We start from the raw sequence: 24,535 nt of genomic DNA on the forward strand, positions 1-24,535 counted from the left end.
GGCGGACCAGCGGTTTCAGCGAGTGTCGCCGTCGATGCGCAGACTGCCGCCGGAGTTCACCACGCGCATGACCATGGCCTTGGTCGAGCCGTTGATGGTGATGCTGGCCAGGCGCATGTTGGTGGATCCGTCGGCGTTGTTGCCGCTCACGGCGGTGATGCTGGCGAAGCTCTGGATCGAGCGGTCGCTCCAGTATTCGCGGAACGCGGACTCGCTGCCGTAGACCTGCTGGGCGGCGGGGGTCAGCAGCGACCAGGAACTGGCGGGGTCACTGAAGAACGCTTCGACCAGCTGACCGGCCGAGCCGATGTCGACCGTACCCACATTGCTGGCCTGACCCAGTGCGGGGGTGGCCGCGCTGGGCTTGGGTGCCACTGTGGCCTGCACCGAGGTCGACGGACCCGCTTGCACCTGCGGCGAATCGGAGTCCGAGGCACTGAACGCGCTGATCGCCACGGCGACCGCCGCGACCACCGCACCCACGCCGGAACCGATCAGCACCGCACGTCCCTTGCCGGCCTGTTTGCGGTGCACGGGGGCGGGCTGGGCTTGGGTGCGCGGGTGGGCGGCGGTGTCGTGGCGGGGCGCGGGACGCGGGTTCGAGCGGATCTGGCGGGTGGTGGCGGTCGAAGCGCCTGCGTGCGAGGCGCGACGCCCGGATTGCCGGATCACCTGGGTGGTCGCCGCGGAGTTGCGTCGGCCGAAAGCCTCACTGGCAGGGACGAATCCGGCCGGCACGGAGTTGTCGTCCTCGGCGAAGTGGGCCAGCGCGTCGCGGGCCTCGGTCATCGTCGGACGGTCGAGGGGGTCCGGGCTGAGCAGATCGAGCAGGAAGTCGGTGGCCGGGCCGGCGTTGTGCGGTTCGCGGACCTGGCCGTTGGCGGCGGCGTAGAGCACCGCGAGGGGGTTGGCGTTGGCGCCGTAGGGCGGTTCGCCTTCCAGCGCGTGGAAAAGCGTTGCGCCCAGGGCGAATACGTCGGCGGCAGGCGTCGGATCGGAGCCGCGCGCCACTTCGGGTGCGAGATAGGCGGCAGTACCGCAGATCAGCCCGGTCTCGGTGAGCGTCACGTCACCCGCGGCACGGGAGATGCCGAAGTCGGTGATTTTCACCTCACCGTGGTCGCCGAGCAGGATATTGCCCGGTTTCACGTCGCGGTGCACCAAGCCGGCCTGGTGGGCGGCGATCAGCGAGGAGGCGACCTTCTCGCCGATGCGGGCGACCTCGAGCAGCGGCAGCGGGCCTTTTTGACCCAGCTCACCCGCGAGGCTGACCGACTTGAGGTACTCCATCACCAGGCACGGGTCACCGTTGTGCTCGGTGATGTCGAATACCACGATGGCGTTGGGATGCTGGAAGCGCGCGGCGTTGCGGGCTTCCCGAATCGCGCGCTGGCGCAACACATCCCGCTCACCCTCGGGCAAGCTCGGTTTGATGTGGATCTGCTTCACTGCCACTGAGCGTTGGAGGCGTTCGTCGACAGCGCGCCATACAACGCCTGTGCCGCCGCTACCAATACGCTCGACCAGGCGGTAATGCTCCGCGATCTTCTGACCGGTATCGATGGCGCCTACTCCGAACCTTCTCGAAATTGTGACATCCCGCGTATTGACCATGGATATGGTCCGCGCACGAGTGTAGCTGGCGCAGTGATGACCGCGTGCGGCAGCGGGGGGATTGCTCGCCTGCGGAGGGAAGAACGTCTCATGGTGTCACACGCAGCATGCGGCCCGCTGCCTCGACCGCCGGACCGGAGCTCCCGGCGTCGGCGATGAACACCGCGAACGCCAGATCGTCCTTGATGCCGACGAACCAGCCGTGTGCGTGGGTGTCGTCGAGGTATTCGGCGGTGCCGGTCTTGCCGAGCAGGCCGGGGATATCGCGCAATGCGGTGGCCGTTCCCGAGCTCACGGTCTCGCCCATCATGGTCTCTATCTGCGACGTCACCGTCGCGGGCACCGGCGCCGACGGCCGGTCTGCGGTGCCCGCACGACCTCGGATAATGCTGGGCGCGGGCGCGGAACCGTGCGCGAGCGAGGCCGCGACCAGTGCCATTCCGAACGGGGAGGCGGTCACCGTGCCCTGCCCGATGCTGGATTCGACCCGTTGCGCGGGGTTGTCCGCGGGCGGAACCTTCCCTGTGACAGTCGTCAAGCCGGGTGTCACATAATCCACTCCCAGACCCAATTGCTGGGCGGCCGCGGTCAACGCGTCGGCAGGCAACTTCACTCCCAACTCGGCCATCGTGGTGTTGCACGAGCGTGCGAACGCGGTGTGCAGTGGCACCATACCCAGGTCGAAGCCGTTGTCGTTGGGAATCGTGCGTCCTTCGATGGTGGCGCGGCCGGGGCACGGCAGCACCGTGTCGGGGGTGACACCGCCCGCCTGCAGGGCCGCGGAGACGGTGACGGTCTTGAACGTGGAACCCGGCGGGTAGAGACCGGTCAGCGCGATCGGGCCCTGGGCGTCCGCGGGTGCGTTCTGGGCCACGGCCAGCACCTCGCCCGTGGAGGGGCGCAGCGCGACGATGGTGGCCGGGGTGGCGACGGGGGTCAGTGCGGCTTCGGCTGCGTTCTGCAGGTCGATGTCGAGGGTGCTGGCGATGTCGGTGGTCGGTGTCGCGTCGGGTCCGGCGATGCGCTGGGTGCCGGTAGGGGTCTGTGCGCGAATGGCCCAGCCCGCGGCGGCGTCGGCTTGCTCCTGCCACACCTGCGCCAATCCGGCTGTAGTGGGTCCGGCGAGGGTTTTGTCGACGGTGAGCAGGCGCGGCTGTGGTGCCAGCGTCACGCCGCGCACCCCGCTCAGGGCCTGCTGCACCGGGGCGATATCGGCTTCACGCAGGGCGACTGCGGTGATCGGTTTGCCTTGTGCCGCAGCCAGATCCGTGCGCAGCGTCGTCTTGGTGACACCTTGCGGCGCGAGCAACGAGGCAACACCCGCCAGATCGGCATCGGGTGCCACATTCACCAAGGTCACCACCTGCTGCGTCATCAGCTCACCGCCGGACGCGTCGAGCACGCGGGCCGGTTTCGCCGGGACCGGGCTGTAGCTGAGCGGGCCGAGGTCCAGGCCAGGTGCGACCGTGGTCGGCTGCCAGGCGATCTTCCAGTCGTCGGCACCGGTGGTGGTCCCGGCGCTCGAGTACGACCACACATGACGACCGTCGGGGCCGAACTTCCAGGTGGATTCCAGCGTGAACGACTTACCGTCGGTCGATGTCAACTCGACGGTGTCGTTGTGGCCGAGGTTGTCGAACAGGGCGGTCAGGACCGGCCGGGCTTGCTCTGGCGCGTCGGTCAACGCCGCGGCGGCGGCAGCGTCTCCGCTGGTCAGCGCGGCGGCGAAAGACTCGACGACCGTCTGCGGTTGGTCAGGACCCGACGAGCACGCGACGGGCAGCGCAGCGAGCGCGACGAGCAGGACCGATGCCTTCCGTGGAATGCGCACTTGTCCGAGAGTAGCGGGATCTGTGATGCCCGTGGGGTTCTCGTTGCTGCTGGGACGAACCGGCGCGCTACCACCAGCCGGTGATCGTCCCGATCTGGCGGCCGAGTTCCGGGGCAAGTGAGCGGGCGTAGCTGGCGGTGAGGTGGTGTTCGTCGCGATAGATGAGCACATTGCCTTCGACCACCCGGCAGCGCTGCGGTCGACACACGGCGTCGGTCAGGTCGAGAGAATGGACGTTCGGGTAGCTCGACGCCGGTTCCTCGGCCGGGTTGTGGGCGTCGAGGGCGTCGTTGCGATCCAGTCCGCAGCTGTCGGGATCGCCGCGGTGAGCCAGGCAGTCCGTGGCCCGGTAGAGCACGCCGTCGCGGCGCAGCCGAGGGGTGTCACGCAGCGCGAGCACGTTGAGTCCGCGGTCCTGCAGCGCCGACCACACCTCGAGGTACTCCGCGGGCACCTCGTCGCCCAGGCCGTTCATGCGGTAGCGGGTGGACAGCGTCAGCACCCAGTCCGGCGATTCCGCGGCCAGCCGGTCCAGCACCTCCACGGACCATTCGTGGCATTCGGGGAACGGGAACTCGGCGTACGAGGGCTGGTCGGCGAGCACGACCGGGCACCCTTCCTTCAAGTACGACACCACCCGGAACCCGCGCTCGGCACCGAGAACTTCCAGGGCGGGCAGCCAGTGTTCGGAGTGTGAACCGCCGACCAGCGCGATCGAGCGGGTGGCGGCCTGATCGCCGTAAGTACACACTCGCACTTCACGATTGGGCGTGATACAGCCGTCGGAGGTCGCGGCCGGTGTATCCGACGGTCCTTCGAAGATGGTGGGGCGCATGGGTTCCGGCCAGAATTCGGCGCCGGAGACCAGCGCGGCGGCACCGGGATACAGGCGGGTGTCCAAGGCCTGCAACGGTTCGGTGGGAATCGTGCGCAACACCACCTGCCAGCCCAGCGAGGCGACCACCACGACGACAGCCGTGGCCAACACCAACACCCCTGTCCCCCGGTGGTTTTCGGCCTTCTGTCCGCGCGGGGGCATTCGCAGCGGCGTCTCGATCAACCGGGTGGTCGCGTAGGCCAGGGTCAGCGAGGCCCCGATCACCACCAGCCCATCGACGATGCCGGCGTGCGCGCGTCCGGTCTCCCCGAGATAGAAGATCAGGATCGGCCAGTGCCACAGGTACAGCGGGTAGGCCAGCGTGCCGAGTTCGGTACAGAACCGCCCGGCCAATGCCCGATTCGGCCATGCCCGCGCTCCCCCGAAACCCGAGGCGATCACCAGGCAGGCGGCCGCCACCGGCCACAGCGCGGCCACGCCGGGGAACTGATTCGCGCCGTCGAACAGTGGCCCACAGGACAGGACCATCGCCACGCCGACCGCGGCGGCGAGCCAGCGCAACCGGTTCGGTATCCGAAGCCACGGCGCCGCGACCGCCAGCACCGCGCCCGCCAGGAGTTCCCAGCCGCGCGCGATGCTGTCGTAATAGGTCCAGGCTTGATGCTGTGCGTGCCCGGACGCGGCGTACCAGAACGACAGCGTTCCCAGCCCGACCAGCACGATCACCAGCGTGAACCGCCCGGCGTGACCACGCCTGCGCAACCAGGCCCAGCCCGCCAGCAGCGCGAGAATCGCCAGATAGAACTGCCCCTGCACCGACATCGACCACAGGTGTTGCAGCGGACTCACCGAGGCATCGGGTGACAGGTAGTCCAGTTCGGCGTTGGCCAGGTACCAGTTCTGGCTGTAGAACATCGAGGCCAGGGTCTGCGAGGCCGCTTCGCCCAGTTGGGTGTAGGGCCGCAACACCACCGTGGCGAGCAGAACCGCCGCTAACACAATGACCAGCGAGGGCATCAGCCTGCGCACGGTCCGCCGCGCGGTTTCCTTCGCGCACACCCACCCGCTGCGCTCGACCCCGCGCACCACCGCGCCGGTGAAGAAGAACCCCGACAGCACCAGGAACACGTCCACACCGCCGGAAACGCGTCCCGCCCACACGTGGAACGCCACCACCAACGCGATCGCTACGCCGCGTAGCCCGTCCAGGTCGTTCCGTCTGGAGACAGTGCCGCCGACCACCGCATCCGGTTGCACCCGTGATGCGGACCGAGTATTCGGCAGCAACAAACCCACAGAATCGGCCCCCACGGTGTCTTTGTTTCCCGGCAAGTAACCATTAATTTGCCGTAGCGACACTCAGGAAGCAAACTGCCATGCCGTGGGGGCAGGTGAACTATCGGGTTCGCCAGGGGGTTGTGGTGAGGGCGGCCGCGTCGGTGTCGTCCAGTTCGATATCGAACACTTCGGTCAGAATTTTGGTCAGTTCGGTGGGTTCGAGTTCGCGCGAAGTGGAAGTGCCGTCGGGATATTCCGTGGTCAGGGTGAGATCGTCGAGCACGTGGTGGGCATCGGGCAGGAAGCGTTGGACGAAAGGTCGGGTGACGAACGGCGAGCGCGGTGACGTCGACACGAAGTGGTTGCCGACCGCGTAGTCGATGCGGAACTGCGGGTTCTCGGTGAAGGTGTAGCGGTCGAGCCAGCCGTCGCGGTCGAACTGGAACAGCACCCACAGGTCGTCGGGTCGGCGCTCCAACCGGTACCGCCAGTCGCCCAACGCGAATTCTCCTGCGCTGTCGACCAATTCGAACGGCTCGAGGGGTCCGAAGCCGAAACCGGCGTCGCAGATCCAGACGCGGTCGTCGTCGGGGGTGGTCACGCGCAGCAAGGCGTGGGTCGCGGGTCGCAGGGCCCCGGTGTCGACGATGCCGTAGGTGACGCGTGCGCCGAGGCCGGTGACGCCGAATCCGAACCGTTCGAGGGCGGCGGCGAACAGGCCGACGTTTTCGTGGCAGTAGCCGCCGCGGCGGTGTCGGACCATCTTGTCCTGCAGGGTGTTCAGGTCCAGCGGGATGCCGCGGCCGAGGATGATCTCCAGGTTTTCGAACGGGATCGTGGTGGTGTGGGCGTGGACCAGGGCGCGCAGGGTGTCCACCGATGCGGTGCGCGGGCCGTCGTAGCCGATGCGCGCCAGGTAGGCGTCGAGGTCGAGCTCGGCTCCCAGCCAGCCGTGATCGTCGGTCATCTCGTCCTCTTTTCGGTCGCCTACTGAATCTGCTTCGCACAACCGCGTCATCGCGACCGTTGTTCCCGCACCCGAACACAGCCCGCACATGCCGCGGTCCCCGCCACCCTACGAGCAGGTGTGCGGGGACCGTGACAACCCGCGTGTCGGCGCGGGGCGTTCTTATCGAGGTGGGATCAGCGCAGCGCGACCTCGGACCCGCGATGCAGCGGCACCGGCGCGGTCTTGCCGGCGGTGTCGGGCTTGATCCCCTTGGCGGCCGGGTTCGCCTGTTCCAGTTGGGGTTTGCGATCCATCAGGGTCTTGGTGAGCACGCAGGCCAGGTTCGCGTCGAGGTCCTCGCGGACCACGAGCAGGTTGGGCACCACGATGGTCGGAGCGTCGGCGGACAGGCCGTAGGTGGCGGCCGGGATCGAACCCGTTTCGTAGACCGGGTTGATCTCCTTCAGTTTCGGCAGCACCGAGGTGATGTCGAGGAAGCGGACCTTGTCCTTTGCGGTGGTGAACAGGTCGGTGATGCCCGGTGTGGGCAGGCCGCCGGACCAGAACATGGCGTCGATGGAGCCGTCTTTGAGCCCGTCGACGGTCTTGGTCAGGTCCAGGCGCTGGGCGGACACGTCGCTGTCGGGGTTGAGCCCGGCGGCTTGCAGCACGCGCTGGGCGATCACCTCGGTGCCCGATTTGGGCGAACCGGTGGAGACGCGTTTGCCGCGCAGGTCGGCCAGCGAGTTGATGCCGGCGTCGGTGCGCACGATGACCTGGGTGTAGTTGTCGTAGAGCCGGGCCAGCGCGCGGATCGGCTGCGCGGTGGTGAAGCTGCCCTTGCCCGCGACCGCGTCGGCCGCGGAATCGGCCAGCGAGAAGCCGACCTGGTAGGTGCCGCCCACGACCTGCTGGATGTTCTGCACCGAGGCGCCGGTTTCGGCGGCGGTGGCCTTGACGGTGCCGTTGGTGGCGGCCGAGATCTGCTCGGCGTAGGCGTTGCCCAGCGCGAAGTACACGCCGGTCGCGTTGCCGGTGGCGATGCCGATCCTGGTGTCCTGCTTCACTTCACAGGTCACCTCACCACCCGCGTCGGCGGTGGGCGTGTCCTGTCTGCCGCCACCGCAGCCGGTGAGCAGTGCCGCGGCCGCGACCACGGCGACAAGTGTTCTGACCATGAGGTTCCCTTTCGTCGACGGCCACGCCGCCTGCCGATTTCCGCGAATCACGGTGTGTCCGTGGAAGTTCTGTTGGCCCGGTCGACCAGGCCCGCGACCGCGGCCACGACCAGCAATCCGAGCCCGATCCCGGTGGCGACCGGATTCGGGTACAGCAGAGTCAAACCCGCCGCGGCGGCCAGTACACGCGGAATCGGTCCGATCGCCCCGATCCCGAACAGCCACCCGCCCGTCGCCGCCGCCAACGCCGCCACACCCACACACGCGGCGGCACTGACCCACAGCACGTCGAGCAGCGGTCCGCGTCCGAGCAGGTGCTGACCCGAATCGGTGAGCACGAACATCAACGGCACCAGGAAGGCGGGCAGCGCGTAACGCAGGGCGTGCCACATCGTCGGCATGGCTTTCGCGCCGGTCACCGCGGCCGCGCCGACCGCCGCCAGCGCGGTCGGCGGCGTCACTTCCGACAGCACCGAGAAGTAGAAGACGAACATGGCGGCGGCGGGCGCGGCGACATGCAGGTCCAGCAGCGCGGGGCCGATGATCACCCAGCCGATCACGAACGACGCGGTCACCGGGACCGCAAGACCCAGCAGCGACAACGCGATCGCCGCCAGCACGGCGGTGGTCGCCAGGATGACGGCCGGGTTGTCCGACAGCGCCGAACCCGCCTTGACCAGCAGCGCGGCCAGTTGCGCGCCGAGGCCGGTCTTGGTGGTCATCGCGGTGATCACGCCCGCGGCCGCACACACCGCGACAACCGGCAGCGCCGACCGCATTCCCAGCGACAGTGAACGCAGCGCTTCGATCACGAACCGCATCACGGTCTTTCGCGTCCAGCGATGCGCGTCGGTCTCCGCTGACGTGCGCAGCATTCGATCCGGGATGGCCAGCAGCAGCGCCAGTACGGTGGCATACACGACCGCACGCGTGGCACTCATCCCCGCCAACAACAGCACCACGATCACGATCAGCGACGAGAAGTGATAGCCGAAGCGCCCCAGCAGTTTCCACCACGGCGTCGGCAGCGGGCCATCGGCCAGATCGACCGGCGCACGCCCCTCGGCATGAATCCGCCGCGCATCGATTTCGACCGAGAGCAGGATCCCGAGGTAGTACAGCATCGTCGGGATCAACGCCCAGCCCAACACCGTCACATACGAAACATCAAGGTACTCAGCAACAATGAACGCAGCGACGCCCAATGTCGGCGGCGACAGGATCGCACCGACACCCGCCGCGGCGAGCATCCCGCCCGCCTGCTCGGGCCGATAGCCCGCCTTGCGCAAGATCGGCCAGGTCACCGCACCGGTACTGACCGCGGTCGCGGTTCCCGACCCCGAGACCGTGCCGAGCAGGAACCCCGACGCCACCGCCGTGCGCCCCGCCGCACTGTGCGAGCGTCGGAACAACGACACCGACAGATCTACGAAGAACCGTGCGGCACCGGAGAATTCGAGTACTGCCCCGTACAGCGTGAACAGCACGATGTAGCTGGCAGCCACGTCCAACGGCGTCCCGTAGAACCCACTGCCCGAGTTGTACAGCGCGTCCACGATCTGATCGATATCCAGACCAGCGTGCGCGATCGACCAATCCTGCGGCAACAGCCCGCCGTAGTACCCGTAGCCCAGAAACACCAGACACACCACCGGCAAGATCACCCCGGTGGTCCGCCGACACGCCTCGAGCACCAACACCAACAGCAACCCACCCATCACCACATCCAGCGGCGCCAACATCCCCTGCCGGTCCAGAAACGCGTCGTATCCCCCACCCGCGTCACCGATCACAAACGGCAGCACCGGATACAAACACACCACCAGCGTGACCGCCGCCAACACCCAGTCCAGCACCGACGGCCCATCGGCCCGATCCAACGGCCCCCACCACGACCGATAACTCAGAAACACCAGCGGCAACGCGACCGCGAGAAAGACCACCAGGTAGTACTGACTACCTTGCGCCAACGGCCGAAACACCTGCCACACCGACAACAACGCCAACGCCAGCGCGACGATCCCCACCATCCGCGCAGGGAACCCCGACAGCACCCGAGCAGGCCGCTCCTCGTCATCCACCCCCAGCTCAGCCGCAGTAACAACCGGTGGTGCAGCGCTCATGAGCGGACGATAGCAACGGGATTCGCGCCCTGGGAGCGAAACCGGCAACCGCGCGGTGTGCACAAAATGGTCAGTATCGCCGCGTCGAGTTTGTCGGTGGCTATGCCTACGATCCGTGCATGATCTCGATCGATACTGCGCAGCGTCGCGCCCGGCTGGCCACCCGGCATCGACTCGCGCCGTCGGCTCGCTCGAACGACCCTGTCGACATCGCGCGTTCGATGGTGGTCCTGCACGCCACCGACCCCGCGACAGTGTTTCTCTCGGTCGGCGCTCGTGGTGTGGATCTGACTCCGGGCGATGTCGAGAAGGCGCTCTACGACGACCGCACGCTGCTGCGAATGCTGGCCATGCGCCGCACGATGTTCGTCGCGCCGACCGAATTACTGCCCGTGCTGCAGGCTTCCACCTGTGATGCGCTGGCCCACAAGCAGCGTCGCACCTACGGCCGCTACATCGAGCAGGCCGACGTGGTCGACGGTGATATCGAGACGTGGCTTGCCGAGGTCGAAGCGGAAACCCACGCGGCCTTGCTGACCCGCGGCGCGGCAACCGGTGCTCAGCTGAGCAAAGACGTGCCGCGCCTGCGCACCCAGATCGACACCGCCCCCGGCAAGCCCTATTCCAAACCCACCAGCATCACCACCTGGGTGCTGGTCGTACTCGGCGCCGAGGGTCGGATCGTGCGCGGCCGCCCGAACGGCAGCTGGGCCAGCAGCCAGTACACCTGGGCACCCGTGGAAACCTGGCTACCCGAAGGGTTTTCACCACTTCCTGCGGCAGAAGCCCGCGTAGAGCTGGTACGTCAATGGCTGTACGCCTTCGGCCCGGCCCCGATCACCGACCTGAAATGGTGGACCGGCTGGACCCTCGGCGAAGTCCGAAAAGCCTTGGCAGAACTGGACATCACCGAAGTAGACCTGGACGGCACCCCCGGAATAATCCTCGCCGACGACCTCACCCCCGTCCCCACCCCCGAACCCTGGGCAGCGCTGCTCCCAGCACTGGACCCCACCCCCATGGGCTGGAAATCCCGAGACTGGTTCCTCGGCCCCCACGCCCCCGCCCTGTTCGACACCAACGGCAACATCGGCCCCACCATCTGGGCGAACGGCCACATAGTCGGCGGCTGGGCCCAACGCCCCGACGGCGAAGTAGTCACCCGCCTCCTCGAACCCGTAACCCCCGACACCCAAAAACTCATCGACACCGAAACAGCCCGCACCACAACCTGGTTCGGCGACACCCGCGCCATCCCCCGCTTCCGAACCCCCTTACAACGCGAACTCACCACCTGACCAACTGCAATTTCGGCAATATCCTGCCGTTTTCATCGCATGACGACCTTGAATGGGACCGAAATTGCATAGATCGGCAGAATATTGCCGATTAGCTCAATTCGGGCGTAGCCTGGTGACCAAAGAGGTCAATTCGGCAAGATCCTGCCGATCGGAGGTGCGGTGGTGGATGTCCTGAAAGACATCGGCGCAAAGGTTCGCGCGGAAAGACGCCGCCATCGACTGACCCAGGAGCAGCTTGCCGAAGTTGCCGACACTTCCACACGCACGGTCCGCGATATCGAGCACGGCCGAGGTTCGACCAGTATCGCGACGGTCGCCGCCGTGGCCGACGTGCTGGGCCTGACCCTGATCGTGGCACCGTGACAGACTTCGAGCTGTTTCGGCGAGTCGACGAAGCGGACGTCTACAAGGCCGGACGCATCGCTGCCACGATCAGCAGGACCACGGATGGCGGGACCGAATTTCGTTACGTACCAGGGTATTCCGGTGATCCCGTCGCTTCCACCCTGCCGCTCGGCGTCGAACCGGTCACCGGCGGGTCGGGGTCTGTCCCGCCGTTCTTCGCGGGCCTGCTGCCGGAAGGGCACCGCTTGACGGTGCTCCGTCGTGCGGTGAAGACCAGCGCTGATGACGAACTCAGCCTGCTTCTCGCAGTAGGAGCGGACGCACCGGGCGACGTCCAGGTGTTTCCCGGCGGCACGGCCCCTGTTGACGTTCCCACGCTCGTCGACTGCGAATCCGCAGACGAGCTCGAATTCGACCGTCTGATAGACGATGTCGATCGACAGGCGATCCCGGGGGTCCAGAACAAGGCGAGCGCGTCGATGATCAGCACCCCGATCGCCGCCGGCTTCGGTCGATTCATTCTGAAGCTGTCTCAGTCGGGATATCCCCACCTGATCGAGAACGAAGCCGCGCATCTGGCCGCGGCCCGGACGTTGAAGCTTCCGGTCGCCGGTTCGGATCTCGTGCACGACAAGTCCGGAAAGCCCGGCTTGCTCGTCCGCCGCTTCGACCGTGTCCGGGTGGGCGATACGTGGCGTCGTCTCGCGTTCGAAGATGCCACCCAGGTGCTCGGATTGCCGCCGTCCGCGAAGTACAACGTCGACGCGGTCGAGGTCGTCCAAGCACTCACCGGCATGGTTCGCGCACCTGCGGTAGCGGCACGAAATCTCTACTTGCAGTTCCTGTTCGCATGGCTGACCGGCAACGGCGACCTACACGGTAAGAACATCGGCGTGCTCCGCGACAGCGAGAACCGCTGGAACATCGCCCCCCTCTACGACATTCCCTGCACCCTGGTCTACGACGATGATTCGATGGCGCTGCCGATCGCCGGACGCACCAAAGGGCTCCGAGCAAGACACTGGGCTGCCTTCGCCGCGGAAATCGGCCTGCCCGCCAAAGCCGCGACCTCCGCTCAGAAACTCGCACTCCGAGCATCCGCGACGGTCGATTTCGACCAGCTACCGTTCACCGGTTCACCGCTGCACAGAACACAACGTGAGCTGCGCTTACGCCGTGGTGAGTTGGCACAGGCACTGGACTCGTGAACAATGACCGGGCGAATAGAGCGAACCCAGATCTGGGCTGCGGGCACTCAGCGCAGCGTCGGCTCGGCCTGGGCCTGGTGGACCCAGAGTGCGACGACGCGGGGTTCGCCGCCGGGTCCGACGTCGCCGTACAGGGGCACCACCCGGTCCCAGAATTCCCAGATTCGGGAGCGCATTCCCGCGTCGGGTGGGTTGGCCAGGCGCCAGCCGACGGCGAGGGAGACTACGTCGGGGGCGTCGAGAACCAGTTCGATGTGGGCGTGGGGGAAGCGGTCGAGGTAGCCGCGGATGGCGGCGGTGAGTTGGTCGGCGGCGGCGCGTAGGTCGTGGCCGCCGTTGCCGTCGCCGCGCAGGTCGAGGGATTGTTCCTGGTCGACTGTGCCGTAGCCGACGGCGAAGACGGGAGTGCGGCCGCCGGTGTCGGCCAGTTCGGTGGCGCCGAGGCGTCGGCCGGCGTGGGCTGTCAGGTCGACTACGTCGGCCATGTCGCCTCGGGAGACCGCGATCAGGACCCGGATACGTTGGGCGGCAGCATCTTCGGCAGGTCCGTCGGGAAGCAAGATCGGTGCGCCGTCGATGATCGCGGCGTGACGCAGAACGGGAAGCGGCGCAAAGGAATTCGCGTGTCGCGGGTCGGATGCGGGGTACGAGAACGCCGCGGGCGGTCCGTCGTCATCAACAGCGAGGATCCTGGTGCCCGGTCGCGGCAACCAGTCGTAGCCGATGGAAACCGCTACGGGCCAGGCGAAATCGGGCACCACCGAGTACCCGGAGTCACTGCTGTCGGCGTTGAGCGCGGCATCGAACGCCGCGCGAACCTCGCCGACCGTGCCGCGTAGATCCACGACCCCGTCCGGTGTGGCGGTCGAGAAGGTTCGTCGCACCGCGCACAGGTCCTGCGTCTCGGTGGCCGCCGCGGTAATGGCCGCGCGGTGCAGCGACGGCACCCGACTGCTGTCGGCGCGCAGGTAGTACAGCGTGCCCGACGTGTTCCGCCGCCACAGGTACCGCAACTGCATCACCGATGCCAGCAGGAACAACACCAGCAGGGCGAAGAACACCACGATCTGCAGCACCGCTGCGGGCAGCAGATCCTCGGCGACCAGCCCCATCACGGTGACCAGCAGCGTCGAGCACAGCGCCAGCAGAACCGGCAGTCCGTACTGATGCCAGCGACTCATTCGCCGAGGTTACCGGTCAGCTACCACCGATCAGCGCAGGGCCGATCCGCATGTCCTCTCACATATCCAGGCCCAGATCCAGCACCCGCACCGAGTGGGTGAGTGCGCCGATGGCGAGGTAGTCCACGCCGGTGCCCGCGTACTCCGCGGCCTGTTCCAGCGAGAGTCCGCCGGAGGACTCGAGTTTCGTGTCGGGAGCGGTGTTGTCGCGACGCTGTACCGCGGCTTGGGTCTGCCACAGCGGGAAGTTGTCCAGCAGCACCAGTTCGACGTTCTCGGCGAGGACCGCGTCGAGTTGTTCGAGGCTGTCGACCTCGACCTCGCACGCGATATCGGGTGCCAGTTCACGCACCGCACGCAGGGCGTTGACGACAGAACCCGCGGCCACGACGTGGTTGTCCTTGATCAGCGCGGCATCGCCCAGACCCATGCGATGGTTGACGCCACCACCGACGCGAACCGCGTACTTCTGCAGCGCGCGCAGGCCTGGCAGGGTTTTCCGGCTGTCGCGGATCTTGCAGTCGGTGCCTTCGACGGCGTCGACCCACGCGGCGGTCGCGGTCGCGATGCCGGACAGGTGGCACACGAGATTGAGCATCGTGCGTTCGGCGGTGAGCAGCCCGCGGGTGGGGGCGACGATGCTCAGCACCGAGGTGCCCGGCTCCACCCGGGTGCCGTCGGCGACGCGCGCGGCGATCTCGTAGTTGCCCGCGCCCAGAACCTCGTCGAGCACGAGCAGCCCGACATCGATACCCGCGACGGTCCCGTCCTGGCGCGAGACCACCGAGGCCTTGCTCACCGCGTCTTCGGGGACGGTGGCGACCGTGGTGACGTCGGGTCCGTAGCGCAGGTCCTCGTCGAGGGCGGTACGGATCAGCGTGAGCAGCTCATCGCGGTCCAGGGTGGCGTCCAGTGCCATCACTGCACTCCTGTTCTCGGGCGCGAGGTGCGCCGGGTCGCTTCTTCTTCACGGGAATCGTCTGGCACGGTGGACATTTCGAGCGCGCCGTCGGGCAGCAGTCGAATGGCCGTGCTGTGTTGTCGGTCGTCGACCGGGTTCGGGTACTCCGCGCGGGTGTGACATCCGCGGCTCTCGGTCCGCGCGGCCGCCGCCGTCAGCAGCACACGCGCGGTCAAGGTCAGTGCCGCGTCTTCGATCTCGCGAAGGTGCCGTGCCGCTGAATCAGCGCGTGGCACAGGCACTTCCGATGTTTCAGCGTCGATCCGCTTCATCGCGCCGGCAAGCCCGGCACCGTCGCGCACGACCGAAGCGTGCTCGGTCATCGCCTGCTGTACCACCGCACGATCGGCGCGTTCCAGTGTCCAAGAGGGGAACTCGTCGATCCGAGCACGCACGCCGACCCGCTCGACAGCTGCCGCACCGGCCCGCTCGCCCACGACAAGCCCTTCCAGCAAACTGTTGGACGCCAACCGATTCGCACCGTGCAGACCGGTCCTGGCGACCTCGCCGGCCGCGTAGAGCCCCGCGACACCGGTGCGCCCGTGGGTATCGGTGAGCACTCCACCGCACTGATAGTGCGCGGCGGGCGCGACCGGAATCAGTTGCGTCACAGGGTCGATCCCCGCGGCGAGGCAGGAGGCGGTGATCGTCGGGAACCGCCGGGCGAACCCGTCGACAGCACGCGCGTCGAGGAAGACATGGTCGGTGTCCAGCGCCCGCATCCGCTCCGCGATCGCCCGCGACACCACATCGCGTGGTGCCAGGTCACCGCGCGGATGCACACCTGCGGTCACCGAGTTCCCTTGGGAGTCAACGAGAACGGCACCCTCGCCGCGCACGGCTTCGCTGATCAACGGTCGTCGTCCCACTCCACCGGGCGTGTAGAGCACTGTCGGATGGAACTGCACGAATTCGAGATCGGCGACGGCCGCTCCGGCCCACAAGGCCAGCGCCACACCGTCACCGGTCGCTCCGGGCGGATTGGTGCTGAGCGCGTAGAGCTGCCCGAGCCCGCCGGTGGCCAGCAGCACCGAAGGAGTGTGCACGACACCGAAACCGTTGTCCGACACCGCGACAACGCCCTGCACACCGTCACGCCCGGTGACCACCTGCAGGGCGGCGGCACCGAACATCACCGGCAAGCCCGCCGCGTTGAGCGCCCGCTGCACCTCGGCGCCGGTGGCGTCCCCGCCGGCGTGAATGATGCGGCGCGTGCTGTGCCCGCCCTCGCGAGTCCGCGAGATCTGTCCGTCGCGACCGTGATCGAACACCGCACCGAGATCGGTCAGCGCCGCAACCGCGGCCTGTCCACCCTCGACGATCGAACGCACCGCGTCGACCTCGCAGAGTCCGGCCCCGGCTTCAACAGTGTCACGCACATGCGAGTCGACCGAATCGCCTTGCGGCGCAACAACAGCGATGCCACCCTGCGCGTACTGCGTGGAGGTGTCGGTCGGCCCACCCTTGCTCAGGATGAGCACCCGCAGCCCACGCAATGACGCGGTGCGCGCCGCGGTGAGTCCCGCGACGCCACCGCCGATGATCACCAGGTCGACCTCGGCCTCCCAGGACACCGTCATGGTCGTTACCGGCTCGCCGTAACGGCGCCGGTCACTCGCCACCGCCGGAGTTGCCGATGGCGATCATCCGCTGCACCGACGCGCGACCGGCCTCGGCCATCGCCAGGTCCACGTGCACCTCGTCGGCGCCTTCGACCAGGCAGCGCAGCAGTGCGGCCGGGGTGATCATCTTCATGTACTTGCAGGAGGCACGATCGTTGACGGCCTGGAAGTCGATTCCGGGCGCGGCCTTGCGCAGCTGGTGCAGCATCCCGACCTCGGTGGCGACCAGCACCTGGTTCGAGGTCGACGCCTTCGCCGCGTCGATCATGCCGCCGGTGGACAGGATGTGTACCCGCTCGGCCGGGAACGCGCCCTCGCCGGCCAGGTACAGCGCCGAGGTGGCGCAACCGCACTCCGGGTGCACGTACAGCTCGGCGTCGGGGTGGGTGCGGGCCTGCTCGGTGAGCTCGTCGCCGTTGATACCGGCGTGCACGTGGCACTCACCCGCCCAGATGTGCATGTTCTCGCGGCCGGTCTCGCGCTTCACGTGCGCGCCGAGGAACTGGTCCGGCAGGAACAGCACCTCACGGTCGGGGTCGATCGAGTCGACCACGTCGACGGCGTTGGAGGAGGTGCAGCAGATGTCGGTGAGCGCCTTCACCTCGGCGGTGGTGTTCACGTACGACACCACCATCGCGTCGGGGTGCTCGGCCTTCCAGGCGCGCAGCTCGTCGGCGGAGATCGAGTCGGCCAGCGAGCAGCCCGCGCGCTGGTCCGGGATGAGCACGGTCTTGGCCGGGCTCAGGATCTTGGCGGTCTCGGCCATGAAGTGCACGCCGCAGAACACGATCGTGTCCTCTTCGGCCTCGGCCGCGATACGCGACAGCGCGAGCGAGTCACCGACGTGGTCGGCCACGTCCTGGATCTCGGGCAGCTGGTAGTTGTGCGCGAGGATGGTCGCATTGCGTTCGCGCGCCAGGCGGCGCACCTCCTGCGCCCATTCCGGCGTCGCCTCGACACCCGCGTAGCCCGTGGGTCCGTCGAATACCGCACCCATCAGCGCCTGCTGTGCAGTCGTCGTCGCCATGGTGGCTCCCTTTCTCGTGCGAGCGGCCGCATCGCCGTGATTCGCACCAACCAGGTTTTCGACTTACAATCGAAAACGTGCCTCATAGTAACACCATCCACGAATCGCTCACCGCGGTGTTCCAGGTTCGCCACTTCCCTGCCAGCATTTCCGCAGGTAGAGGCGCCAAGCACCCCGAGCTGGCCGTTTTGCTGTGGGAACGCGCGCTCGATCCGCAGAAAGGCACATGGTCGCTGCCCGGCGGCCGACTGCGCGACGACGAGGACCTGGACACCTCCGCCCGCCGCCAACTCGCCGAAAAGGTCGACGTGCGCGACCTGCACCACCTCGAACAGCTGTCGGTGTTCAGCAACCCCGACCGCGTGCCCGCCCCCCGCCGCATCGCCTCGGCCTACCTCGGCCTGGTCCCGCTGACCACCGAGCCCGAACTCCCTCCCGACACCACCTGGCACCCCGTGTCGAACCTGCCCGACATGTCCTTCGACCACCGCACCGTCGTCGACCACGCCCGCACCCGCCTGGCCGCCAAACTCTCCTACACCAACATCGCCTACGCCCTGACCCCCGACACCTTCACCATGTCGACGTTGCGCGAAATCTACTGCGCAGCACTGGGCTACGACGTGGACACCACCAACCTCCAACGAGTCCTGTCCCGCCGCAAGGTAATCACCCCCACCGGCGCCACCGCCCCCTCCGGCCGAACCGGAGGCCGCCCCGCCGCCCTCTACCGCTTCACCGACTCAGGCCTACGAGTCACCGACGAATTCGCCGCCCTACGCCCCCCGAACTGAAATGTGCCCCCGAACCGATTCGCGGCCCGCCTCCCCGAATCACGGACTGGGCGAAAAGATCTCGCCGACATCCAGCGTTTGCAGATGCAAACGAACCCGCTCGGCGAAATTGTCGGCCCCGGCCGAACGTAAGGCCTCCGGCAGGGCTTTGCCCTTGCGGCCGACCCAATAGACGAGTTGTTCACGCACCACCGCGCGCACAAGCGCGGGCTTGGAGTCATCGACAAGTTCGAAGAAGGCGTCGGCACCGTAGACCTCGTAGGTCAGGTCGTCGATGCCGTCGAATTCGAAATCTTCATGGTTGGCCGTCAGTACTATGTCGACGTCCCCATGGACTGCGGCGCAATGGACATGCGCATCGAAGACATCGGGATACGCGACGTTGCGATCGACCGCATACCCGAGGATTTGACTGTTGTCGCCGAACGTCTCGATGATCGAGCGCCGGATTCCACCGACCTGCTGCTCAGCGAGGAACGGGTTCTTCCTCCGCAGGTTGTACAGCGCCTCCGCCATGATGTCTTCGGTCCAGTATATCTGGAACATCCCGCTGCCTACTCAATCCGTAATGTCCCATTGCTCCTCCAGCGCTCGCAGTTCGTCGAAAGCCTTGCTCTGGCGGGCCAATTGAGCGCGTCGGTAGTCGATCACGTCCCGGCTGGACAGCCGGGTATGCGCGCCCACCTTGTGAGACGGGATCCGCTGTTCGCGTACGAGTTTCATCAGCGTCGGCCGGGAGATGTTCAGCATCTGCGCGGCCACCGTTGTCGTCACCTCCGCCGGAATACTGCCCACTGTGACAGTGCAGCCCCGCCCGACCAAGTCGACCAACTGCAGAATCACAGAGGTCAGCTCGGCGGGAACCGTCAGAGATGTCTCGGGGCTTCCTGCGCCCCGGATCGAGAGCGTCGGCCGCTCATCGCCAAGGAATTCGCGAATATTCCCGGCCTGCTCGACCTCGCGCGCAGTGACCGACACGGTTGCGCGATCACCACGTAGCAGGGGGTCCATGGCTCCTCCGATTCGACTGCGTCGCTGATAGACACCAAAAGCCTAGCTTGCTCCACTTATAACTACAACAACTTTACAGTTACAAGCGAAAGGCGTATGCGGTGCCGAATACTGTTGACAACGTATATCCCACAGTGGAACATGGTGGGATCGGTCGGTGAGTTCGCCGACATCCTTCTGATCGAAAAGAGCGGCCCTTGCCCACGATTCCGTGGATGACCGTCGGCACGCCCACCACGCCCGAGGTGCAGTGCATGGCCTCGCGGCTCGAGGTGAAGTCCTTGCGTGACGCGCCCGGTTTCCTGATCGCGTCGCTGGCGCTGTGGCGGCAGGCGCGACGTTCGCCGGGAGCGCTCGGCGTGACCTTGAAGGCGCAGCTGTCGAAGCGCACGTTCTGGACGTATTCGGCGTGGGAGAACAAAGCGTCCATCTACGCCTACGCGAGCGCCGAACCCCACAAGTCCACCGTCGAGCGCAAGCGAAAAGTCATGCGGGACGCGACTTTCGTGTTCTTCACGGCACCGGCCGACGAGTTGCCCCTGCCCTGGGACGAGATCCAGCGCCGGATCGCCGAACAGCGCGCCTCGACACCACCCGACCCCACGCAGTGACGCGCGCGCACCGAAAGTTGTCGGTGGCCGGTGTCACACTGCATGGCATGGACAACAACGCAGCGGACGCGAAAGAGACCATCTCCTACGATGACCCGGATGCACCGTGGAACCGGGAGTACTCGGCCGATGAGATGGCCGGGTGGAACGACGGGGTCATTGCCGAGTTCCGGGGTAACGACGGGCAGGTCGGCGGTGACTACGCGGGGGCGACGTTGTTGTTGCTGACCACGACCGGAGCCAAAAGCGGTAAGCCGCATGTGGTTCCGTTGGGGGCGCTGTATCGGGGCGACACCCTGTATGTGAGTTCGTTCATCGAAGGGCAGTACCCGGCCTGGTACCACAATGCCAAGGCTGACCCGCAGGTCACGATCGAGTTGGGCGGCGAGAAATTCGCGGCGAAGGCCGAGGTGCTGACCGGCGAGCGGTATGACGAGTTCGCGGCGTGGGCGCTCGCGGAGAACTCGTTGCTGGCCGAGTATCAGGCCAAGGTCGACAAGCCGTTGCCGTTGGTGGTGCTGACTCGAACCCCGTGACCGGACTCAGGATTCGTGGCGGCGATCGCGGTGCTTGGGTGTGCGCCGGTAGGTGCGTCCGCTGGGTACCGCGGTGGCCGCGGACGAGCTGCGCAGGGCATGGCGGCGGCGCCAGGCGACCAGATCGGGCCGCTCCACTGCCTGCTTGTTCTCGGTTTTCATGATCAGGTCCTCCCCCGAAACGCGATGCTCCCAGGATAAGGAACGGGCACACCCACGTTCCACTGGTTTTCGAGTGTGAACCGTTGCGCGCGAGCCACTATTCCGCGGTCGGCTGCGGATCGGACTTCTTCAACGGCGCCCCGATCAACACATCCGCCCACCGCGTCGACGGATCCATATCCAACAGCAACGCCTTCACCAGCAACGTCAACGGAATCGCCAGCAACGCACCCAGCGCCCCGATCACCCACCCCCAGAACACCAGCGACAAGAACGTGACCGTGATCCCCAGCCCCACAGCGTCACCGACGAACTTGGGTTGAATGATCGACTGGATCACGAAGTTGATCACCGAATAGACCACGATCACCCAGATCATCAGCACCGGCCCGCTGTCGAGCAGGGCCAGTAACGCGGGTGGGATCACCCCGATGATGAACCCGACATTGGGGATGTAGTTGGTGATGAACGACAGCACCGCCCACAGCACCGGCAACGGCACCCCCATCGCCCACAGCGCCCCACCGTCGAGCACCGCCACGATCGCACCGAACACCGTCGACACCACCAGATACTGCCGCGTGCCCGCCGCGAAAGAGCGCAGCGCCTGCGCGATGGCGGGCCGATCCCGGCTGACCACCTGCATCCGCTGCCCCATGCTCATCCCGTCGAACGCCATGAACAGCAGCAGCGCCAACACGAAGAACAGATTGGAGAACAGACCGAGCACCCCACCCAGCACCTGCTCGACGACGCCTGCCGCCTGGCCGACGTCGATTCCGTCGAGCGCCTTCTGGATCTGCTCGTCGCCCACGCCCTGGTCCGACAGCCACCCGCGGCCGCTGTCGAGCAGGTCGTTGAGCTTGTCGTCGTATTCGGGCAGCAGGGTCACCAATTGCGCTGCCGACAGCACCAACGCACCGCCGATCCCGACCAGGATCGCCACCACCGAGATCAGCGCGCCGAACATCCCGATCCAGGCAGGCCATCCGCGTCGTTGGGCCCATCCTTGAATCGGCTGCACCGCGATGGTGAGCATGAGCGCGAGGAAGACCGGCCCGATCACCCCGGCGAACGCTTTCATTCCGGCGATGGCGACCACCGCGGCGGCCACCGCCAGCAGCACGATCAGTCCGCGCGGAATCGACCAGTCCTCGGTGGCGCGACCCTCGGTGTCGTGACGTGACGTGTCCATCGGCGCTCCTCAGCTCGAGGATTTCGACGCTACCTGCCGCTATACCGTCTGCCGCGCCTTCGACCGGGCGAGTTCGGGACCAGATCAGGCGGTTTTCATCTGCGGCTTCGGCGGCGGTGCCGCGGTGCGCCGAGTCAGCCGTCGCACCGCCCAGAACATCAACTCGACCACCCAGAACACCACCAGCGCCACCGTCACCACGATCACCGGCACGGCGAGAAAGATCAGCGACGGCACCGCGATCAACAACCAGCCGAGCACGTCGACCGCCCGCGCCCCACGTAACCGACTGCCCAACCGCACCGCCGCCCACATCATCCAGCGCCGCGGCACCGACACCCCGGCCTCGTGCAGACTGCGCCGGAACAACCCGTCCGCGTCGGCGGGCCCGACTTCGCCTGTGCGACACAGGTAGTCGTGCAGGATCGCGGCGCGCGTGTAGTCGCCGTAGCGCGGAATCAACCACACCAGCGCGCGGGGAACCGAGGCGAAGTCGGTGCGGAATCCCTCAGGGACGGTGAATATTTCGACCGCGCCCTGATAGGTCAGCGGTTGCACCAGGCGCCAGAATTTCGCGTCGAGTTCCTCGACGACCGGACCACCACCGATGAATGCCACGACCGTTCCTCTCGCGCCGCAAGAAGCCCCCTACCTGCTGCTATGACACAGGATAGCGCGAGTGGACGATTCAACCATGCGGTTGCGAACTCTGGTCGACATCGCCGCTGGGCCGAGACTGTTCGGCACCGTAGGGCACGCGATAGACCTCGAGATCGTCGGCGTACTCCGCGGGCCGCAGGTCGCCCAGCAGCCCCATCGCACCGGATCCCAGATCGATCCGCGGGTGCAGCGCGGCGAGGAACAGCAGCACCAGCGCGGCCAGGAACGGCTGAACCACCAGCGCGAGCGAGGTGCCGACTTCGGCGGGCAGCGCGACGATCTGGCCGACCACCGGATCGTCGGGTCGCGGATGGGCAACGCCGGCAACCCATTCCCCGATCCACATCATCACCGCGGCACCAAGGCCGGAGGCGAACAGCACGCCGAGCACGAGAGCGGGCCCGCGCGCGACGCGCACCCGCCACGCCCCGACCGCGCTCAACACCGCCACCACCGCGCCGATGCACAGAAACATCCCGACCGCGTCGAACAGGTGCAGGCTCTCGCCGGTGAGCACCGCGGCGCGACCGGGCTGGGTCACCCGCAACCGCTCGGTGGGCGCGAGCACACCCCACACCACCCCGGCCACGGCACTGGCCGCCAGCACCACCGCCATGACGACGCCGACACCGATCACCTCGCGCCGCAACACTTCTGGGCGCTGCACGCTGCCCAGCACTACCGGCGTTCCAACTGTGCCGATTCGATGACACCGTGCCGCGAGCACTTGGCCCACCACCCGTCGGGGCTGATCTGCACGACCATCCGGCGACCGCACTGTTCGCAGAATCGCGGCGGTTCCAGCCCCAGCGCGGCCGAGGCGGGCGTCGGGTCGTCGATTCCCGGCACGATCCGTTTGCCGGTGAACGGGTTGTAGCGCTCGGCGAACCGGGCGTCGTGCTCGTCCAACGCAGTTACCGCCTCCGTGAAGTGCGACCGAACCGTCGCGGGTGCTTCGACCTGGGTCGATTCTCGATCGTACACAGCGCTTTACAGCGTGTCGTTGAACGCTTTGATCGGCATGCTCAGCTCGCCGAGCAGATCCAGATCGGACTCCGCGGGACGGCCGAGCGTGGTCAGGTAGTTGCCCACGATGACGGCGTTGATGCCGCCCAGCATGCCCTGCTTGGCGCCCAGATCACCGAGGGTGATCTCGCGACCGCCGGCGAAACGCAGGATGGTGCGCGGCATCGCGAGACGGAAGGTGGCGATCGCACGCAGCGCGTCGGCGGCGGGCAGCACCTCGAGGTCACCGAACGGGGTGCCGGGACGCGGGTTGAGGAAGTTCAGCGGAACCTCGTCGGGGCTCAACGCGGCCAGCTGCGTGGCGAACTCGGCGCGCTGCTCGATGGTCTCGCCCATGCCGAGGATGCCGCCGCAGCACACCTCCATGCCCGCTTCGCGGACCATTCGCAGGGTCTCGAACCGCTCCTCGTAGGAGTGGGTGGTGACGACCTTCGGGAAGTGCGACTTGGCGGTCTCGAGGTTGTGGTTGTAGCGGTGCACGCCCATGGCGGCGAGCTGGTCGACCTGTTCCTGGTTGAGCATGCCCAGCGAGCAGGCGACCTGGATGTCGACCTCGTTGCGAATGGCCTCCACGCCCGCGGCGACCTGCGCCATCAGCCGCTCGTCGGGCCCGCGCACGGCGGCGACGATGCAGAACTCGGTGGCGCCGGTCTTGGCGGTCTGCTTGGCCGCCTCGACCAGGCTGGGGATGTCGAGCCAGGCCGCGCGCACGGGCGACTGGAACAGGCCCGACTGCGAGCAGAAGTGACAGTCCTCGGGGCAGCCGCCGGTCTTGAGGCTGATGATGCCCTCGACCTCGACCTCCGGGCCGCACCACTTCATCCGCACCTCGTGGGCGAGCTCGAGCAATGCTTCCAGGCGGTCGTCGCCCAGCCGAAGGACCTCCACGGCCTGCTGCTCGGTGAGGCCTTCGCCGCGCTCGAGTACCTGCTCACGGGCGATGGCCAGAATATCGGTCTGGACGGGTGCCTGCGTCACGTCGTGATGTCCCTTCGACGGGGGTGTGCGCACGAGCCGTGGGTGTGATCCACCCGGCGTGGCCGTGCGACTTGAACGGTGTTCAGGATAGGGTAGCGGCTATAAG

Annotated in this window: 24 protein-coding genes; 6 read left to right on the forward strand and 18 right to left on the reverse strand. The window is 67.0% G+C overall.

Annotated elements, in window-relative coordinates; translation table 11 throughout:
* Positions 1-15: 15 nt before the first annotated feature.
* From ACFWU5_RS12575 to ACFWU5_RS12600, 6 genes are all read right to left on the reverse strand, one after another.
* Entirely contained in the window at positions 16-1,614 is a 1,599-nt protein-coding gene (locus ACFWU5_RS12575) for a serine/threonine-protein kinase (protein ID WP_379244417.1), read from the reverse strand.
* Between the two features lie 88 nt (positions 1,615-1,702).
* A complete protein-coding gene (locus tag ACFWU5_RS12580; RefSeq protein ID WP_379267214.1) occupies positions 1,703-3,445 on the reverse strand; it encodes a penicillin-binding transpeptidase domain-containing protein in 1,743 nt (580 codons plus the stop codon).
* Positions 3,446-3,512: 67 nt separating this feature from the next.
* Positions 3,513-5,540, reverse strand: a complete 2,028-nt coding sequence (locus ACFWU5_RS12585; RefSeq protein ID WP_379267216.1) for an acyltransferase family protein — start codon at positions 5,538-5,540, stop codon at positions 3,513-3,515.
* A 139-nt stretch (positions 5,541-5,679) separates the two neighbouring features.
* Positions 5,680-6,528, reverse strand: a complete 849-nt coding sequence (locus ACFWU5_RS12590; RefSeq protein WP_379267217.1) for an arylamine N-acetyltransferase — start codon at positions 6,526-6,528, stop codon at positions 5,680-5,682.
* Between the two features lie 176 nt (positions 6,529-6,704).
* Complete coding sequence (locus ACFWU5_RS12595; RefSeq protein ID WP_379267219.1) at positions 6,705-7,688, reverse strand: TAXI family TRAP transporter solute-binding subunit; 984 nt, start codon at positions 7,686-7,688, stop codon at positions 6,705-6,707.
* A gap of 47 nt (positions 7,689-7,735) precedes the next feature.
* Entirely contained in the window at positions 7,736-9,811 is a 2,076-nt protein-coding gene (locus tag ACFWU5_RS12600) for a TRAP transporter permease (protein WP_379267220.1), read from the reverse strand.
* A 119-nt stretch (positions 9,812-9,930) separates the two neighbouring features.
* Between ACFWU5_RS12600 and ACFWU5_RS12605 the strand changes: the two genes are divergently transcribed.
* The 3 genes from ACFWU5_RS12605 (at position 9,931) to ACFWU5_RS12615 (ending at position 12,665) form a co-directional block, all read left to right on the forward strand.
* Positions 9,931-11,109, forward strand: coding sequence for a winged helix DNA-binding domain-containing protein (locus tag ACFWU5_RS12605; RefSeq protein ID WP_379267221.1), 1,179 nt, complete (start codon positions 9,931-9,933; stop codon positions 11,107-11,109).
* A gap of 165 nt (positions 11,110-11,274) precedes the next feature.
* Positions 11,275-11,475: a helix-turn-helix domain-containing protein gene (locus ACFWU5_RS12610; RefSeq protein WP_379244403.1), complete on the forward strand. Its 201-nt coding sequence runs from the start codon at positions 11,275-11,277 to the stop codon at positions 11,473-11,475.
* Positions 11,472-12,665 (forward strand): type II toxin-antitoxin system HipA family toxin, encoded by a 1,194-nt coding sequence (locus ACFWU5_RS12615; protein WP_379267222.1) that lies wholly within the window; start codon positions 11,472-11,474, stop codon positions 12,663-12,665. The genes ACFWU5_RS12610 and ACFWU5_RS12615 overlap by 4 nt, the downstream gene beginning before the upstream one ends.
* A 47-nt stretch (positions 12,666-12,712) precedes the next feature.
* On the opposite strand, the gene ACFWU5_RS12620 is transcribed toward ACFWU5_RS12615, so the two are convergent.
* The 4 genes from ACFWU5_RS12620 to nadA are packed head-to-tail and all read right to left on the reverse strand — an operon-like array spanning position 12,713 to position 17,456.
* Positions 12,713-13,846 (reverse strand): hypothetical protein, encoded by a 1,134-nt coding sequence (locus ACFWU5_RS12620; protein WP_379267224.1) that lies wholly within the window; start codon positions 13,844-13,846, stop codon positions 12,713-12,715.
* Positions 13,847-13,904: 58 nt separating this feature from the next.
* Positions 13,905-14,765 (reverse strand): carboxylating nicotinate-nucleotide diphosphorylase, encoded by an 861-nt coding sequence (gene nadC, locus ACFWU5_RS12625; RefSeq protein ID WP_379267225.1) that lies wholly within the window; start codon positions 14,763-14,765, stop codon positions 13,905-13,907.
* A complete protein-coding gene (locus tag ACFWU5_RS12630) occupies positions 14,765-16,387 on the reverse strand; it encodes an L-aspartate oxidase (RefSeq protein ID WP_379267226.1) in 1,623 nt (540 codons plus the stop codon). The genes nadC and ACFWU5_RS12630 overlap by 1 nt, the downstream gene beginning before the upstream one ends.
* A gap of 31 nt (positions 16,388-16,418) precedes the next feature.
* Positions 16,419-17,456 carry a quinolinate synthase NadA gene (gene nadA, locus ACFWU5_RS12635; RefSeq protein ID WP_379244393.1) on the reverse strand — a complete coding sequence of 346 codons (1,038 nt, stop codon included), beginning with the start codon at positions 17,454-17,456 and terminating at the stop codon, positions 16,419-16,421.
* A 77-nt stretch (positions 17,457-17,533) separates the two neighbouring features.
* Here nadA and ACFWU5_RS12640 point away from each other — a divergent pair, with 77 nt between their 5' ends.
* The gene (locus ACFWU5_RS12640; RefSeq protein WP_379244391.1) at positions 17,534-18,250 is read left to right on the forward strand and encodes an NUDIX domain-containing protein; all 717 of its coding nucleotides are present in this window, start codon (positions 17,534-17,536) and stop codon (positions 18,248-18,250) included.
* A gap of 39 nt (positions 18,251-18,289) precedes the next feature.
* Here the strand turns inward: ACFWU5_RS12640 and ACFWU5_RS12645 are convergent, their stop codons facing one another.
* Both ACFWU5_RS12645 and ACFWU5_RS12650 read right to left on the reverse strand, forming a co-directional pair.
* Positions 18,290-18,766, reverse strand: a complete 477-nt coding sequence (locus tag ACFWU5_RS12645; RefSeq protein WP_379267227.1) for a hypothetical protein — start codon at positions 18,764-18,766, stop codon at positions 18,290-18,292.
* A gap of 42 nt (positions 18,767-18,808) precedes the next feature.
* The gene (locus ACFWU5_RS12650) at positions 18,809-19,261 is read right to left on the reverse strand and encodes a helix-turn-helix domain-containing protein (protein WP_379267228.1); all 453 of its coding nucleotides are present in this window, start codon (positions 19,259-19,261) and stop codon (positions 18,809-18,811) included.
* 215 nt (positions 19,262-19,476) lie between these two features.
* On the opposite strand from ACFWU5_RS12650, the gene ACFWU5_RS12655 reads away from it, so the two are divergent.
* Both ACFWU5_RS12655 and ACFWU5_RS12660 read left to right on the forward strand, forming a co-directional pair.
* Complete coding sequence (locus tag ACFWU5_RS12655; protein WP_379267229.1) at positions 19,477-19,872, forward strand: hypothetical protein; 396 nt, start codon at positions 19,477-19,479, stop codon at positions 19,870-19,872.
* 47 nt (positions 19,873-19,919) lie between these two features.
* Positions 19,920-20,408 carry a nitroreductase/quinone reductase family protein gene (locus ACFWU5_RS12660; RefSeq protein ID WP_379267230.1) on the forward strand — a complete coding sequence of 163 codons (489 nt, stop codon included), beginning with the start codon at positions 19,920-19,922 and terminating at the stop codon, positions 20,406-20,408.
* A 6-nt stretch (positions 20,409-20,414) separates the two neighbouring features.
* On the opposite strand, the gene ACFWU5_RS12665 is transcribed toward ACFWU5_RS12660, so the two are convergent.
* The 6 genes from ACFWU5_RS12665 to bioB form a co-directional block, all read right to left on the reverse strand.
* Positions 20,415-20,570 carry a hypothetical protein gene (locus ACFWU5_RS12665; protein ID WP_379267231.1) on the reverse strand — a complete coding sequence of 52 codons (156 nt, stop codon included), beginning with the start codon at positions 20,568-20,570 and terminating at the stop codon, positions 20,415-20,417.
* A gap of 97 nt (positions 20,571-20,667) precedes the next feature.
* Positions 20,668-21,765 (reverse strand): AI-2E family transporter, encoded by a 1,098-nt coding sequence (locus tag ACFWU5_RS12670; protein ID WP_379267232.1) that lies wholly within the window; start codon positions 21,763-21,765, stop codon positions 20,668-20,670.
* Positions 21,766-21,849: 84 nt separating this feature from the next.
* On the reverse strand, positions 21,850-22,383 hold the full coding sequence (locus tag ACFWU5_RS12675; protein ID WP_379244377.1) for a DUF1353 domain-containing protein: 534 nt from the start codon (positions 22,381-22,383) through the stop codon (positions 21,850-21,852).
* A 70-nt stretch (positions 22,384-22,453) separates the two neighbouring features.
* Complete coding sequence (locus tag ACFWU5_RS12680; RefSeq protein ID WP_379267233.1) at positions 22,454-23,092, reverse strand: DUF2567 domain-containing protein; 639 nt, start codon at positions 23,090-23,092, stop codon at positions 22,454-22,456.
* An 11-nt stretch (positions 23,093-23,103) separates the two neighbouring features.
* Positions 23,104-23,334, reverse strand: a complete 231-nt coding sequence (locus ACFWU5_RS12685; protein WP_379267234.1) for a hypothetical protein — start codon at positions 23,332-23,334, stop codon at positions 23,104-23,106.
* Between the two features lie 81 nt (positions 23,335-23,415).
* Entirely contained in the window at positions 23,416-24,429 is a 1,014-nt protein-coding gene (gene bioB, locus ACFWU5_RS12690; RefSeq protein ID WP_379267235.1) for a biotin synthase BioB, read from the reverse strand.
* Between the last annotated feature and the right edge of the window lie 106 nt (positions 24,430-24,535).

Source organism: Nocardia sp. NPDC058640 (assembly GCF_042716995.1).
Lineage (GTDB): Bacteria > Actinomycetota > Actinomycetes > Mycobacteriales > Mycobacteriaceae > Nocardia.